This is a genomic window from Streptomyces tubbatahanensis (assembly GCF_022699385.1).
GTDB classification, from domain to species: Bacteria; Actinomycetota; Actinomycetes; order Streptomycetales; family Streptomycetaceae; genus Streptomyces; species Streptomyces diacarni.
Genome location: NZ_CP093846.1, coordinates 7,371,823 through 7,383,712 on the forward strand (window position 1 = coordinate 7,371,823; position 11,890 = coordinate 7,383,712).

At 72.2% G+C, this 11,890-nt stretch carries 10 protein-coding genes; 6 read left to right on the plus strand and 4 right to left on the minus strand.

What is annotated here, in order from left to right; all coding sequences use genetic code 11:
• Positions 1 to 77: 77 nt before the first annotated feature.
• Positions 78 to 1,358, minus strand: a complete 1,281-nt coding sequence (locus tag MMF93_RS31620; protein WP_242756586.1) for a low temperature requirement protein A — start codon at positions 1,356 to 1,358, stop codon at positions 78 to 80.
• Positions 1,359 to 1,523: 165 nt separating this feature from the next.
• On the opposite strand from MMF93_RS31620, the gene MMF93_RS31625 reads away from it, so the two are divergent.
• Both MMF93_RS31625 and MMF93_RS31630 read left to right on the plus strand, forming a co-directional pair.
• Entirely contained in the window at positions 1,524 to 2,939 is a 1,416-nt protein-coding gene (locus MMF93_RS31625; protein ID WP_242756587.1) for an amidase, read from the plus strand.
• A 195-nt stretch (positions 2,940 to 3,134) separates the two neighbouring features.
• Positions 3,135 to 4,643, plus strand: a complete 1,509-nt coding sequence (locus MMF93_RS31630) for an MFS transporter (RefSeq protein ID WP_242756588.1) — start codon at positions 3,135 to 3,137, stop codon at positions 4,641 to 4,643.
• A 148-nt stretch (positions 4,644 to 4,791) separates the two neighbouring features.
• Here the strand turns inward: MMF93_RS31630 and MMF93_RS31635 are convergent, their stop codons facing one another.
• Complete coding sequence (locus MMF93_RS31635) at positions 4,792 to 5,337, minus strand: nuclear transport factor 2 family protein (protein WP_242756589.1); 546 nt, start codon at positions 5,335 to 5,337, stop codon at positions 4,792 to 4,794.
• A gap of 18 nt (positions 5,338 to 5,355) precedes the next feature.
• A complete protein-coding gene (locus MMF93_RS31640; RefSeq protein WP_242756590.1) occupies positions 5,356 to 6,210 on the minus strand; it encodes a TIGR03619 family F420-dependent LLM class oxidoreductase in 855 nt (284 codons plus the stop codon).
• Between the two features lie 208 nt (positions 6,211 to 6,418).
• Here MMF93_RS31640 and MMF93_RS31645 point away from each other — a divergent pair, with 208 nt between their 5' ends.
• Positions 6,419 to 7,309: an IclR family transcriptional regulator gene (locus MMF93_RS31645; RefSeq protein WP_242756591.1), complete on the plus strand. Its 891-nt coding sequence runs from the start codon at positions 6,419 to 6,421 to the stop codon at positions 7,307 to 7,309.
• A gap of 7 nt (positions 7,310 to 7,316) precedes the next feature.
• On the opposite strand, the gene MMF93_RS31650 is transcribed toward MMF93_RS31645, so the two are convergent.
• On the minus strand, positions 7,317 to 7,916 hold the full coding sequence (locus MMF93_RS31650) for a flavin reductase family protein (RefSeq protein ID WP_242756592.1): 600 nt from the start codon (positions 7,914 to 7,916) through the stop codon (positions 7,317 to 7,319).
• Positions 7,917 to 8,164: 248 nt separating this feature from the next.
• Here MMF93_RS31650 and MMF93_RS31655 point away from each other — a divergent pair, with 248 nt between their 5' ends.
• The 3 genes from MMF93_RS31655 (at position 8,165) to MMF93_RS31665 (ending at position 11,864) form a co-directional block, all read left to right on the plus strand.
• Positions 8,165 to 9,031, plus strand: coding sequence for an alpha/beta fold hydrolase (locus MMF93_RS31655; protein ID WP_242756593.1), 867 nt, complete (start codon positions 8,165 to 8,167; stop codon positions 9,029 to 9,031).
• Positions 9,028 to 10,740, plus strand: coding sequence for an FAD-binding protein (locus MMF93_RS31660; protein ID WP_242756594.1), 1,713 nt, complete (start codon positions 9,028 to 9,030; stop codon positions 10,738 to 10,740). The genes MMF93_RS31655 and MMF93_RS31660 overlap by 4 nt, the downstream gene beginning before the upstream one ends.
• 89 nt (positions 10,741 to 10,829) lie before the next feature.
• On the plus strand, positions 10,830 to 11,864 hold the full coding sequence (locus MMF93_RS31665; RefSeq protein ID WP_242756595.1) for a ferredoxin--NADP reductase: 1,035 nt from the start codon (positions 10,830 to 10,832) through the stop codon (positions 11,862 to 11,864).
• Positions 11,865 to 11,890: the final 26 nt, after the last annotated feature.

The window sequence follows — 11,890 nt, forward strand, 5'->3', positions numbered from 1 at the left end:
CGGCACACGCGACTCCGCCCGCCGCGTGTGTGTGCCCGCGGCCCCCAGGAGCCGCGGCGTACGGCGGCCCCGGGCACTCACCGCGTACGCAGGCCCTCCAGCATCCGCCGCTGGTGGCGCTCGCCCGTCGTCTCGTAGCCGAGCACGGTGACGAAGGGGGCGAGCATCACCACGAGCAGGCACACCGCGAGCGCGACACCCGCCGCGGCCAGGAACACCGCGGCGGCCAGCACCACGAACGTGAGGGAGATCAGCAGCAGGTGGGAGCGGTCCACCGCCGAGAGCAGCAGCGTCTGCAGCAGATACACCATCAGCAGGTAGAGGCCGACGGGCACGGCGAGGGAGAGCACGACCGCGACCTCGCCGACGCGCGCGTCGTGCTCCAGCCGCAGTCCGGCCACGTGCAGTCCCGCGCCGGCCCCCGCGATGCCGACGAAGAGTGGGATGTGCCCGTAGCCGAAGAGGTAACCGCGGCCGCGGCGGTGGACCAGGATGTCACCGAAGGGAAGGGCGAAGTAGACCCACCACATGCCGAACGTCAGGCCGACACCGGCGATGACGACAGCGACCGCGTTCCCGGTCCAGTGCGTCCCGTCCCCGCCGCCGAGCAGTCCGCCGGAGGAGGCGACGGTGCCGACCACGCCCTCCCCGAGCGTGATGATCGCGAAGAGGCTGTACCGCTCCGCCACATGGTGCGGATGCCAGGGGGTGCCGCCCGCCTCGCCCTGGGTGAGGACCGGCAGCACCAGTTCCCCCACCGCCAGCACCGCGAATCCGGCGAACGCCGCGGTGAGCGGCATGGGCACGAACCCGACGACGATCCAGCCCGCCTGGACGAGCACCGTCCAGCGGATGTTCGCCATGCCCACGTCGTGGAAGGGAGGTGACTCCCTGGCCGCCCGCCACCACTGCGCCACCATCGCGACCCGCATCACGACGTAGCCGATGACGATCACCCGCAACTCCAGGTGCCCGCCCTCCTCAAGGGAGTGGAACATCGCGGGAAGACCGAGGGAGAACACGACGACGCCGGTCATCTGCAGCATCGTCAGCGCCCGGTAGAGCCAGTCGTCGGTGCCGAACGCGGAGGCGAACCAGCTGAAGCTGATCCACGCGACGCTGATCGCGAACATCGCGAGCACGAACGCGGTGACCGCCTTCCCCGGATGTCCTTCCGCGAGCATCTCGGCGAAGTGCGAGGCGGCGGTACCCACCGCGATCACGAAACTGAGGTCGAACAGCAACTCAAGGGGCGTGGAGACCCGGCCGCTCTCGTGCGGGTCGCGGCCGGTCATCGGCCGCAGACGATGGGCCGGGCCGCTCCCTTCTTCCGTGTCGGGGACGTGCGCATCACTCATACGCAGCATGGTGACGCACGCGGGGGTGTTCCCGTGCCAGGCGGGTGGACGCGGCGGCCGACGCGTCTCCCCTTCGCGCGGGTCCCGTTCACCGGGAGCCGCGCCCGCGTGCGCGAGTGCCCCCCTAGAGTGCCGCGTTCACCCGTGAGCGTGAGGAGACAGCGCGTGGACGACCAGGTCGACAGGGGGGACGCCACCGCGACCGCGGAGGCCATCAGGAGCGGGGTGAGCGACGCGCGCGCCGTCACCGAGCGCGCCATCGCCCGGATCGAGAAGCTCGACCCCGGGCTCAACGCCGTCATACACCGCCGCTTCGCCGAGGCGCTGGCGGAGATCGACGCGGGGCTGCCCGACGGCCCGCTGCGCGGAGTGCCGGTCCTCGTCAAGGACCTCGGCACCCAGGTGGCGGGCCTTCCGGCCGCGGGAGGGAGCCGGCTGTTCTCGGGGGATGTCGCGGACCGGGACAGCGAACTCGTGGCCCGCTACCGCCGCGCCGGGATGGTCGTCCTCGGCACCACCAACACGCCCGAACTCGGCCTCAACGCCAGCACGGAGCCCACCCTCCACGGCCCGACCCGCAACCCGTGGAGCGCCGCGCACTCACCCGGCGGCTCCAGCGGCGGCTCGGCCGCGGCGGTGGCGGCCGGGATGGTGCCCGTCGCGCACGCCAGCGACGGCGGCGGATCGATCCGTATCCCGTCGGCGGCGTGCGGTCTCTTCGGGCTCAAGCCCAGCCGCGGCAGGGTGTCGCCCGCGCCGCAGCCGTCGACACTGTCGGGGCTGGTCTCGGGCCACCACGCCGTCACCACGACGGTGCGCGACAGCGCGCTGCTCCTCGACATCGCCGCGGGCCCGCTGCCGGGGGACGCGTACGCGGCGCCCACCCCGTCCGAGACGTTCACGGCCTCGGCCCGCCGGGACCCCGGCCGGCTGCGCGTCGGGCTGATCACCGCCCTCCCCGACGGCCCCGCCGTGCATCCCGCCTCGGCCGGCGCCGCCGTCGCCGCGGCCCGCTTGTGCGAGCGTCTCGGCCACGAGGTCACCGAGCTGTCCGCCCCCTACAGGACCGCCGAGGTGGGCCCCGCGTCGGCCGTGGTGATGGGAAGCGACCTGGTGGCCAGGGTCGACGCCCGGCTGGACCAGCTCGGCCGGCAGCTCGCCGAGGACGACCTCGAACCCTTCACGCGCCTGCTCTACGACACCTACAGCCGCCTGGGCGCCGCCGATGTGAGCCGGGCGCTGCGCCGGATACAGGAGATCGGCTGGGAGGTGGGCGCCGCCTTCCGGACGGTCGACGTGCTGCTGAGTCCGACGCTCGCGCAGCCCACCCCCAGGATCGGCCTCCTCGACACGCGCCGCCCCGAGACCGTCTACGAGCACGCGTCCGTCTACGCGGCCTTCACCAGCGTGCACAACGTCACCGGTATGCCGGCGATGTCGGTCCCCCTCGGGCGTGACGGCGAAGGGCTGCCGCTGGGCGTGCAGTTCGCCGCCGACCTCGGCGGCGAGGGACTGCTCCTCTCCCTGGCGGCGCAACTGGAGGCGGCAGCGCCCTGGCCGCGCGGTGCGGTGCTGCGCTGATCGTCCCGGTGGCTGGGACACGGCCGAGGGGATCCCCCGTGGTGTGTCTCACTTGGGGCCCCTCCCACGTCGGTCCCCGGACGTCTTCTCGAGGGCTCCCCGCACGCGTGCGGCGGCTCGTCGGCCACGGCGGCCGGTGCTCAACCCCCTGACGCGGGACATCGCGCTCCTCCCTCTCCCACGACAAGGATCACGATGGCACTCACTCCGCATCCGGTCGACTCCACGGTCTCCAGGCGTCGCCTGTTCGCCGTGCTCGCGTTGATCATCCTCTTCTCGGAGATCGCCTCCTTCGAGATCATCATGGTCTACCCGGCTCTCCCGAAGCTGGCCTCCTCCTTCGCGACGCTGCACATCGCCTGGGCCGCCTCGATCCTCACCCTCGCAGGCGCCACGGTCATGCCGCTCGTCGGCAAGGCGGCGGACAAGTGGGGCAAGAAGCGGGTCATTCTGCTGCTCGGAGCCGTCTTCGTCGTCGGCAGCGTCGTCTGCGCGTGCGCGAGCTCGTTCCCTGCGCTGCTGGTGGGACGGGCGCTCCAGGGCTGCCTCGTCGGCGTCGTCACCATGTCCTACAGCCTCGTGCGGGACATCATGCCGCGCGAGTTCGTACCCCTCGCGCTGGGAACCGTGGTGACCGGCGTCGGCATGTCGGCCCTCGCAGGCCCCTTCCTGGCCGGCTGGCTCCTCGACGGCTTCGGCCCCGCGGGCGTCTTCTGGTTCCTGGCCCTGTACGTGGCGGTGCTGCTGCCGGTCTACGGCGCCGTGGTACCCGAGAGCCCGATCCGCCTCGACCGCCCGATCGACTACCTGGGTACCGCGCTGCTCGGCCCCGGCATCGGTGTGCTGCTGCTCGGGGTGACCCAGGGCAGCGACTGGGGCTGGACCGCGGGATGGACGCTGACGTTCCTGATCCTCGGGAGCGCGATGCTGGTGGCGTTCGTGTGCTGGGAACGCGCCTGCCGCAACCCGCTGATCGATCTGAACGTGCTGCTGGGCCGCAGATTCGGCCCCACCGTGCTGGCGGTTGCCTGCGTGTCCTACATGATGAACGCGCACGCGCTGATCAGCCCGACCATGCTGATGGCACCGGAGAACTCCCCGGGCGTCGGCTACGGGGCCGGGCTCTCGGCCACCGAACTGGCCCTGTGGACCTGTCCGCTGGGCATCGCGGGCATGTTCGTGGGCCCGCTCGGGGGCCACCTGTCCAAGAAGATCGGCGCCCGCAACGTCCTGCTCGCCTCCGCGGGGCTGTTCCTGCTGGTGATGTTCCTGGGCTCACGGCTGTTCACGGTGCAGTGGCAGGTGGGGCTGATGAGCCTGACGGCGGGGTGTGCGGTGGGCTTCCTGCACTCCTCGAACGCCAACCTGGTCCAGGACGCGCTGCCCGCCTCGCAAAGCGGCGTGGGCAACTCCGTCGGCGGCATGAGCACCCTGCTGACGGCGGGCATCGCCACGGCCCTCACCGGGGCGGTCATGTCGAAGCACGTGCTGGCAGTCGATCCGTCGACCCACGCGGTGCGCTACGCCGACAGCGCCCTCACCGACGCGTATCTGTACGCGGCGCTCGTCGGCGCGGTCGGGGTGGTCGTGGCATTCGTCATGAAGCACGGCCGGGCACCGGCGCAGGGAGGCATGACAGGGCCGGAAGACGACGTGCGTGTCGTCGAGGCGTCGCCGCCGGTCGCCACCGAGACGGTGGGCTGACGGGGGCCGTGGACCGCCGGCGGTTCGCCGTCGGCGGTCCACGCTCAGTTGGTGCCTCATCAGCCGACGAGCGGCCAGTTGGTCTCAGGCCGGCCGCCGAGCGGTCAGCCGGCCAGAACCGGTGGCCGGCCGCCGCCCGCCCGCACGCTCACGCGCGGCCCGTCGGCGGCTCGGCTGAGGCCCCGGCGTCCGCGACACCCGAGGCGAGGAGCGCGGGCGACTCGGCACGCCCGTCCAGCACGCGGTTGGTCCGCACGGTCACCCGCCAGCCGTGCGGCCCCCTGCGCAGCCGCCAGTGGTTGGCGCTTGCCCGCCGGACGGTGAACTCGGACGTGTCCGGGTCCCGCGTGATCATGGTGGAGTAGCAGACGGCCACGGCCGTGTCGCCCTGAACCCGCACCCGGGGCGCTCCGACGATGTGGGCACAGCCGTTGCCGATCCAGGTCTGGTGCCGGGCGGAGCGGACCATGGCCGCGATCTCCTCCCGGCCGGTCATCAGCAACGCGTCGACGTCGTAGATCCCCTCCTCCTCCCACAGCCCCGCCACCTCCTCGGCGCGGCCGCTGTCGACGAGCGGCCCGTAGGAGAGGACCAGGGCGCTGACGGCCGCCTCGTCCTCCAGACGGGTGAGGCGTGCCTCCAGTCCCGCGAGGCGTTCTTCGGCCTCGACGAGGCGCTGCTCGGTGTCGCTCATGGGCTCGCTCCTGTGGGGTCAAAGGTGCGCGGCCAGAGGGGCGAGGGCCGCCAGTTGCTCGCAGTAGTGGTCGGCCGAATCCGCCCGCACGGAAGCGGACAGCAGGGTGGCTCCGGCCTCGCGCGTCCGGATCAGGGCGCGCGTCGTGGCTTCCGGGTCGCCGAGCGGATCGACGGGGCGGCCGGGACTGAGGACGATCTCGAATCCGTGGGGGAGTTCGGTGCGCCGGAGCATGTCGCGGAGCTCGTCGGGTGCGAGGCCGAACGGTACCCAGCCGTCGCCGTGTGCCGCGGCCCTGCGCAGCGATGTGGGGGTGCGTCCGCCGAACCACATCGGCACGCGCTCCTGCACGGCGTGCGGTTCGACGAGGAGGTCCTCGAAGGCGTAGAACTCGCCGTGGTAGGAGGGCAGGCGCCGCGACAGCGCGGACCGCAGCGCCCGTGCGGCGTCGTCCGCCCGTGCTCCGCGGTCCTCGAAGGGGGCGTCGAGCAGCGCGAACTCCTCGCGGAGGCTGCCCACTCCGAGGCCGAGGGTGACCCGTCCGCCGCTGAGCGCGTCGAGGGTGCCGTAGCGCTTCGCGATCTGGAGCGGATGGTGGTAGCCGAGCACCAGGACCTGGGTGACCAGCCGGAGGCGGGAGGTGCACGCGGCCAGGTAGCCGAGTGTGGCGAGCGGATCCCAGTAGGTGCCGCCGCGCTGGTGCGCGACGTCGACCGGGACGGCCACGTGCTCGCTGCAGGTGAGGTGGTGGAAGCCGAGCTGGTCGGCGGCCCGGGCGATGCGGGCCAGTTCCTCGGCGCCGGCGTCCGCCTCCCAGGCGGAGCTGACCCCTGGCTGCTGTACGACCACGGGTGAGGTGATCCCGATGCGCATGCTTCTCCTTCTGTGGCCGGCCCGTGCGCTCCGGGCGATTCGTAACCCCCGCCCGGGCGCGGCGGCTTCGCATGTCCCGCTCAGCGGGAGCCGTGCGCGGCCGGCCGGCGGTGCGGTGAGCGAACCGGCGCATGCCTCTTCCTCCCGTTCGGCGGCGCTGTTAGATTCCGAAAAGCAGAATTCATTTCAGTTCGACTGGAGGGGCCCCATGACGGTTGTCGACACAGGTCCTGCGGTGGATGTGCCCACGCGAAAGAAGCTGCCGCCGTCGATGGTCGAGCGCATGACGTTGATCATGGACGCTTTCGAGGGACGCACGACCCGGCTCTCCCTGGAGGACGTGGCACGCCGCACCCACCTTCCCCGCTCCACGGCGCACCGGATCCTGGACCAACTCGTGCGGCTGAGGTGGCTGGAGCACACCCCACACGGCTACGGTCTCGGCCGCCGGGCTCTGGGCCTCGGCGGTGACGGCACCCACAACGAGATCCGCGAGGCCGCTGCCGGGCGGCTCCACCACATGCAGATACAGACCGGCATGGTCGTCCACCTCGCGGTGCTGGACGGCGCGCAGATCCGCTACCTCGACAAGATCGGCGGCCGCTTCGCCACCTCCGTACCCTCCTGCGTCGGCGGCCGGGCGCCCGCGCACTCGACCGCGTTGGGGAAGGCCATGCTCGCCTGGCTGGCACCGGAGGCGGTCGAGGCGCAGATGACCGAGGGCATGGGACGGCTGACCCACCGCACCATCGCCGACACCGAGACGCTCCACCAGGAGCTCAACCGCATCAGGCAGCGGCGGGGACTGGCCTTCGAGCGCGGCGAGTGCGTCCCCGGCATCGCCTGCGTCGCGGTGGCGGTCCGCGGCCCCGAGGGGCCGGTGGCCGCGATCTCCCTCGTCGGCCACGCGCGGACCCCGCTGGAGAAGGTCGCCCCGCTGGTGGCAGACGCCGCCCGGCACGTCTCGCTCCACCTGTTCCCCGGCCTGGAGACCCCCGGCAGGGCTCACCACGCGACCGCAGTCCAGGAGCGGGCGAGCTGGTCCCCGCAGACCCTCGACAGACTGCTGGCCACGGGGCGGAACGGCGACTGGCTGTAGGCGCCGGTCAACCCCAGTGATCGCCCCAGCCCCAGGCGAACCGCGCCGCCGCCTCCCGCGCGTCGTCCGGCTCGGAACCCAGCCCGAACCGGCCACGGAAGAAGAGCATCGGGTCGCGCTCCGGCCCTCCCTCCCCTCCCTCCATTCCCTCCACCTCGAGAACCCTGCCGATCACCACGTCGTGGTCCCCGGCCGCGTGCACCGCGTACACCTCGGCGTGCGCCCGCATCAGCACGTCGCGCAGCGCCGGGGTCCGCCAGCGTGAGAGGTCCCAGGCCAGTCCGTCGTACTTCCTGCCCTTGCCGGAGCCGAACCGGCCGCACAGCTCCGACTGGTCCTCGGCCAGTACGTTGACGCAGAACCGCCCCGCCTCCCTGATCCGCGGCCACGTGCGCCCCTTGTGATCCGCGCAGAAGAGGACCAGGGGCGGTTCCAGCGAGACGGAGGCGAAGGACTGGCACGCGAACCCCACGGGCTCGCCGGCCGCGTCCACCGCGGTGACGACGGTGACACCGGTGGCGAACGTGCTCATGGCACGCCGCATCTCGACGGGTGTGGGCTGCGTGCCCGCACGCGTCGCGCAGGCGGTCACGGAGTCTGCTGTCATCAGGTCCCCTCGACGGGTCGGCGCACAGAGTGCTGCGTCAGCGAGCGGAGCTTGACGCTAGGACCGTTCCGCGCGACGGCGCGGGGCTCTCCCGATGAGTGGAATCCCCGCAGCGGAGCGCCACGTCCGTGCGGTCCCCGCCCCCGCGGCGTGCCCACGTCCCGCTGATCGGGATGTGACCCGCACCGGAACCGAGCCGCTGTCTACGTTCCACAACCGTACCCATCGGGACGTCGAAGGCAGGGGCGATGGCGGAACTGAGCTACGAGAGCACCTCGCGCGAGCTGGCCACCGACCAGGGTGTGCTGCGCTATCACGAGGCGGGCGACGGGCCGCCGTTGCTGATGCTGCACGGGTCGGGCCCCGGCGTCACCGGCTGGCGCAACTACCGCGGCAACCTCGCGGCGTTCTCCCGGCACTTCCGCTGCCTCGTGCTGGAGCTGCCGGGCTTCGGCGTCAGCGATCCGGTCGAGGGCCACCCGATGGTCACCGCGCCGGCCACGGTGGCACGGTTCCTCGACGGGCTGGGGCTGCGGCAGGTCGATGTGATCGGCAACTCCATGGGCGGCATCGTGGGCACCCGGTTCGCCCTCGACGACCCCGAACGGGTCCGCAGGCTCGTGACCATCGGCGGCATCGGCCGGAACCTCTACAGCCCCGGCCCGGGCGAGGGCATCAGGCTGCTGACCGAGTTCACCGACAACCCCACGCGTGAGGGTCTGGTCAGGTGGCTGCACTCGATGGTGTACGACCCCGCGCTGGTGACCGAGGAGCTGATCGAGGAGCGGTGGCGGCTGGCCACCGATCCGCAGGCGCTCGAGAACGCGCGCGCGATGTACGGCAGCGCCGCCTTCGCCGCTCGCGCCAGGGCCGCGGCGGCGTCCGACGAGGCGCCCTACTGGGCCATGCTGCACAAGCTGCGGGCCAGGACCCTCATCACCTGGGGCCGCGACGACCGCGTCAGCCCCCTGGACATGTCGATCCTCCCGATGCGGACCATTCCCCGCGCGGAACTGCACACCTTCCCCGACTGCGGCCACTGGGTGATGATCGAGCAGAAGGCGGCCTGGGAGAGCGCGGTGCTGGCCTTCCTCACCCGCGAGGAGACGGCGTGAGCGCCGGCACCGCCGCGGGATGGGACCACGAGGTCGACTTCCTCGTGGTCGGCAGCGGCGCCGGAGGCATGACGGCGGCGCTGACCGCCGCGGACAGCGGTCTATCCACCGTCGTGGTCGAGAAGGGCGCCATGTACGGCGGCTCGACCGGGATCTCCGGCGGCGGCATCTGGATCCCCAACAACCCGACGCTGCGCGCCCGAGGCCATGACGATTCCCGCGGATCGGTCCGCCGCTATCTCGACCTGCTCACCGAGGGCCGGGTGCCGGGCGCCCGGCTCGACGCGTTCGTCGACCACGGGCCCGAGGCCATGCGGCTGCTGGGCGCGAGCCGCTGGATGCGCTTCTTCTGGGTCAAGGGCTACGCCGACTACCACCCCGAACTGGAGGGCGGCCGCCCGCTGGGCCGGTCTGTGGAGGCGGTACCCTTCGACACCCGCGAGCTGGGGGAGGACGAGAAGTACCAGCGGCCCAACAGCCTCAAGGGCCCGCTCGGCCTCTGGGTGACGGGCAAGGACTACCACGACCTGGCGATGGTCAAGCGCACCTGGCGGGGCCGCTGGGCCTCCGTGGTCGCCGCCTGGCGCGTCTCCTCCAACCTGGTCCGCCGCCGCCACATGGCCACCGGCGGGCGCGCCCTCGTGGCCCGGATGCGCATGGCCCTCAAGGACGCCGGCATCCCCCTGTGGCTGAACTCCGCGATGACGCAGCTGGTCACCGACGACGACGGGCGGGTGACGGGCATCGTCGCCCAACGTGAGGGAAGCGCCGTGCGGATCGGCGCGCGGAACGGAGTGCTGCTGGCCACCGGCGGCTTCGACCACAACCAGCAGTTGCGCGAACGGTATCTTCCCGAGGGCGGCAGGGAGAACCACAGCGCCGGGGCGCAGGAGAACGTCGGCGACGGCATCCTCGCCGGGCTCGGTCTCGGCGCGGCCGTGGACTTCATGGACGACGCCTGGTGGATGCCCTCGGTGCGCCACCCCTCGGGCGCGACCATCCCGCTGGTCTCCGAGCGGTGCATCCCGCCATCCCTGATCGTCTCCCGCGCGGGCAGGCGCTTCACCAACGAGTCCGCGCCCTACACCAACTTCGTCCACGACCAGCTCGCGGGCAAACACGTGCCCGCCTGGTTCGTGATGGACGCCAAGGCCCGCGCCCGCTACCCCTTCGCACAGGTCCTGCCGGGCATGCCGTTCCCCCAGGCCTTCTACGAGACGGGCCTCGCCCACCGGGCGGACTCCCTGGCCGAGCTGGCCGGGAGCATCGGCGTCCCCGCCCAGGAACTGACCGCGACCGTGCGGCGGTTCAACGGCTTCGCCCGCGCCGGGAAGGACACCGATTTCCACCGCGGTGACAGCGCCTACGACCGCTACTACGGCGATCCGACGCTGAAGAACCCCAACCTGGACGAGATCGACAGGGCGCCGTTCCACGCCGTGCGCATCGAGGTCGGCGACCTGGGCACCAAGGGGGGTCTGGTCTGTGACGAGCACAGCAGGGTGCTGCGTGAGGACGGCTCAGGCATCGAGGGCCTGTACGCGACCGGCAACACCTCCGCCTCCGTGATGGCCAACGAGTACGCGGGCCCCGGCGCCACCATCGGCCCTTCCCTCGTCTTCGGATACATCGCCGCACGCGACGCCGCCGCACGCCGCGCCACGGGGGACGGCGATGTGAGCGACCTGGCCGGCCGCGGACCTCGCTGAGCGTCTCGCCGGCCGACGCCTCGCCGAGGCGCCTCCCGACGAGGCCGCGTCCCGGCGAGGGCGCGTCCCGACAAGAAAGGCAGTAGAACATGGGGCGACCCACCCCCTTGACGGTGCGCGTCGTCGAGGTCATCCGTGAGACCCCCGACGCGCACTCGCTGGTGCTGGAGCCGATCGGCGTGCCGCCCGAGAAGTTCGGCTACCGGCCGGGTCAGTTCCTGACCGTCCGGGTGCCCTCCGAACGGGACGGCTCGACGGCCCGCTGCTACTCGCTGTGCAGCTCCCCGCTGCGCGAGGAGAAGCCGAAGATCACCGTCAAGCGCACGGCGGACGGATACGGCTCCAACTGGATCTGCGACAACGTGGTCGAGGGCCACACCCTCGAAGTGCTGCGCCCCGCGGGGACGTTCACCCCCGACTCGCTCGACAGCGACTTCCTGCTCCTGGCCGCGGGCAGCGGCATCACCCCGGTGATGTCGATTCTCACGTCCGCTCTGCACGGGGGAGCGGGTTCCGTGACCCTCGTCTACGCCAACCGGGACGAGGACGCGGTGATCTTCCGCGACGAACTGGCCGCGCTCGCCCGCGAGTACGGCGACCGGCTCACCGTCATCCACTGGCTGGAGTCCGTGCAGGGCCTGCCGACGCCCTCGGGTCTGCGCGCACTGACGCGGCCGTACGCCGGCCGTCAGGTGTTCCTGTGCGGGCCCGGGCCCTTCATGGAGTCGGCGGCGGCGACGCTGAGCGGCCTCGGTGTGCCCGCGGACCGGCTGCACATGGAGCGCTTCTCCTCGCTGACCGGGGACCCGTTCGCCGAGCCCGAGCCGGACCTCGATCCCGGCGGGCCGCGCAGCACAGTGGAGGTCGAGCTCGACGGCGAGACGCGCACCGTCGACTGCCCACGGGAGACGGCGCTGCTCGACGTGCTCCTCGACGCCGGTCTGGACGCTCCCTTCTCCTGCCGGGAGGGCAGTTGCAGCGCGTGCGCGTGCGTGCTCCTCGACGGCGAGGTGGAGATGGCGCGCAACGAGGTCCTCGACGACCGCGATCTCGCCGACGGCCTCGTCCTCGCCTGCCAGGCCCGTCCGCGCACCGAACGGCTGAAGATCACCTACGACGGGTGAGGACGGCCCTCCGTACACGAGCCCCG

Coding starts and splice junctions, on each gene's coding strand:
- MMF93_RS31665 (WP_242756595.1), top strand. CDS start 10,830: ATGGGGCGACCCACCCCCTTGACGGTGCGCGTCGTCGAGGTCATCCGT.
- MMF93_RS31645 (WP_242756591.1), top strand. CDS start 6,419: ATGACGGTTGTCGACACAGGTCCTGCGGTGGATGTGCCCACGCGAAAG.
- MMF93_RS31655 (WP_242756593.1), top strand. CDS start 8,165: ATGGCGGAACTGAGCTACGAGAGCACCTCGCGCGAGCTGGCCACCGAC.
- MMF93_RS31640 (WP_242756590.1), bottom strand. CDS start 6,210: ATGCGCATCGGGATCACCTCACCCGTGGTCGTACAGCAGCCAGGGGTC.
- MMF93_RS31630 (WP_242756588.1), top strand. CDS start 3,135: ATGGCACTCACTCCGCATCCGGTCGACTCCACGGTCTCCAGGCGTCGC.
- MMF93_RS31635 (WP_242756589.1), bottom strand. CDS start 5,337: ATGAGCGACACCGAGCAGCGCCTCGTCGAGGCCGAAGAACGCCTCGCG.
- MMF93_RS31650 (WP_242756592.1), bottom strand. CDS start 7,916: ATGACAGCAGACTCCGTGACCGCCTGCGCGACGCGTGCGGGCACGCAG.
- MMF93_RS31620 (WP_242756586.1), bottom strand. CDS start 1,358: ATGAGTGATGCGCACGTCCCCGACACGGAAGAAGGGAGCGGCCCGGCC.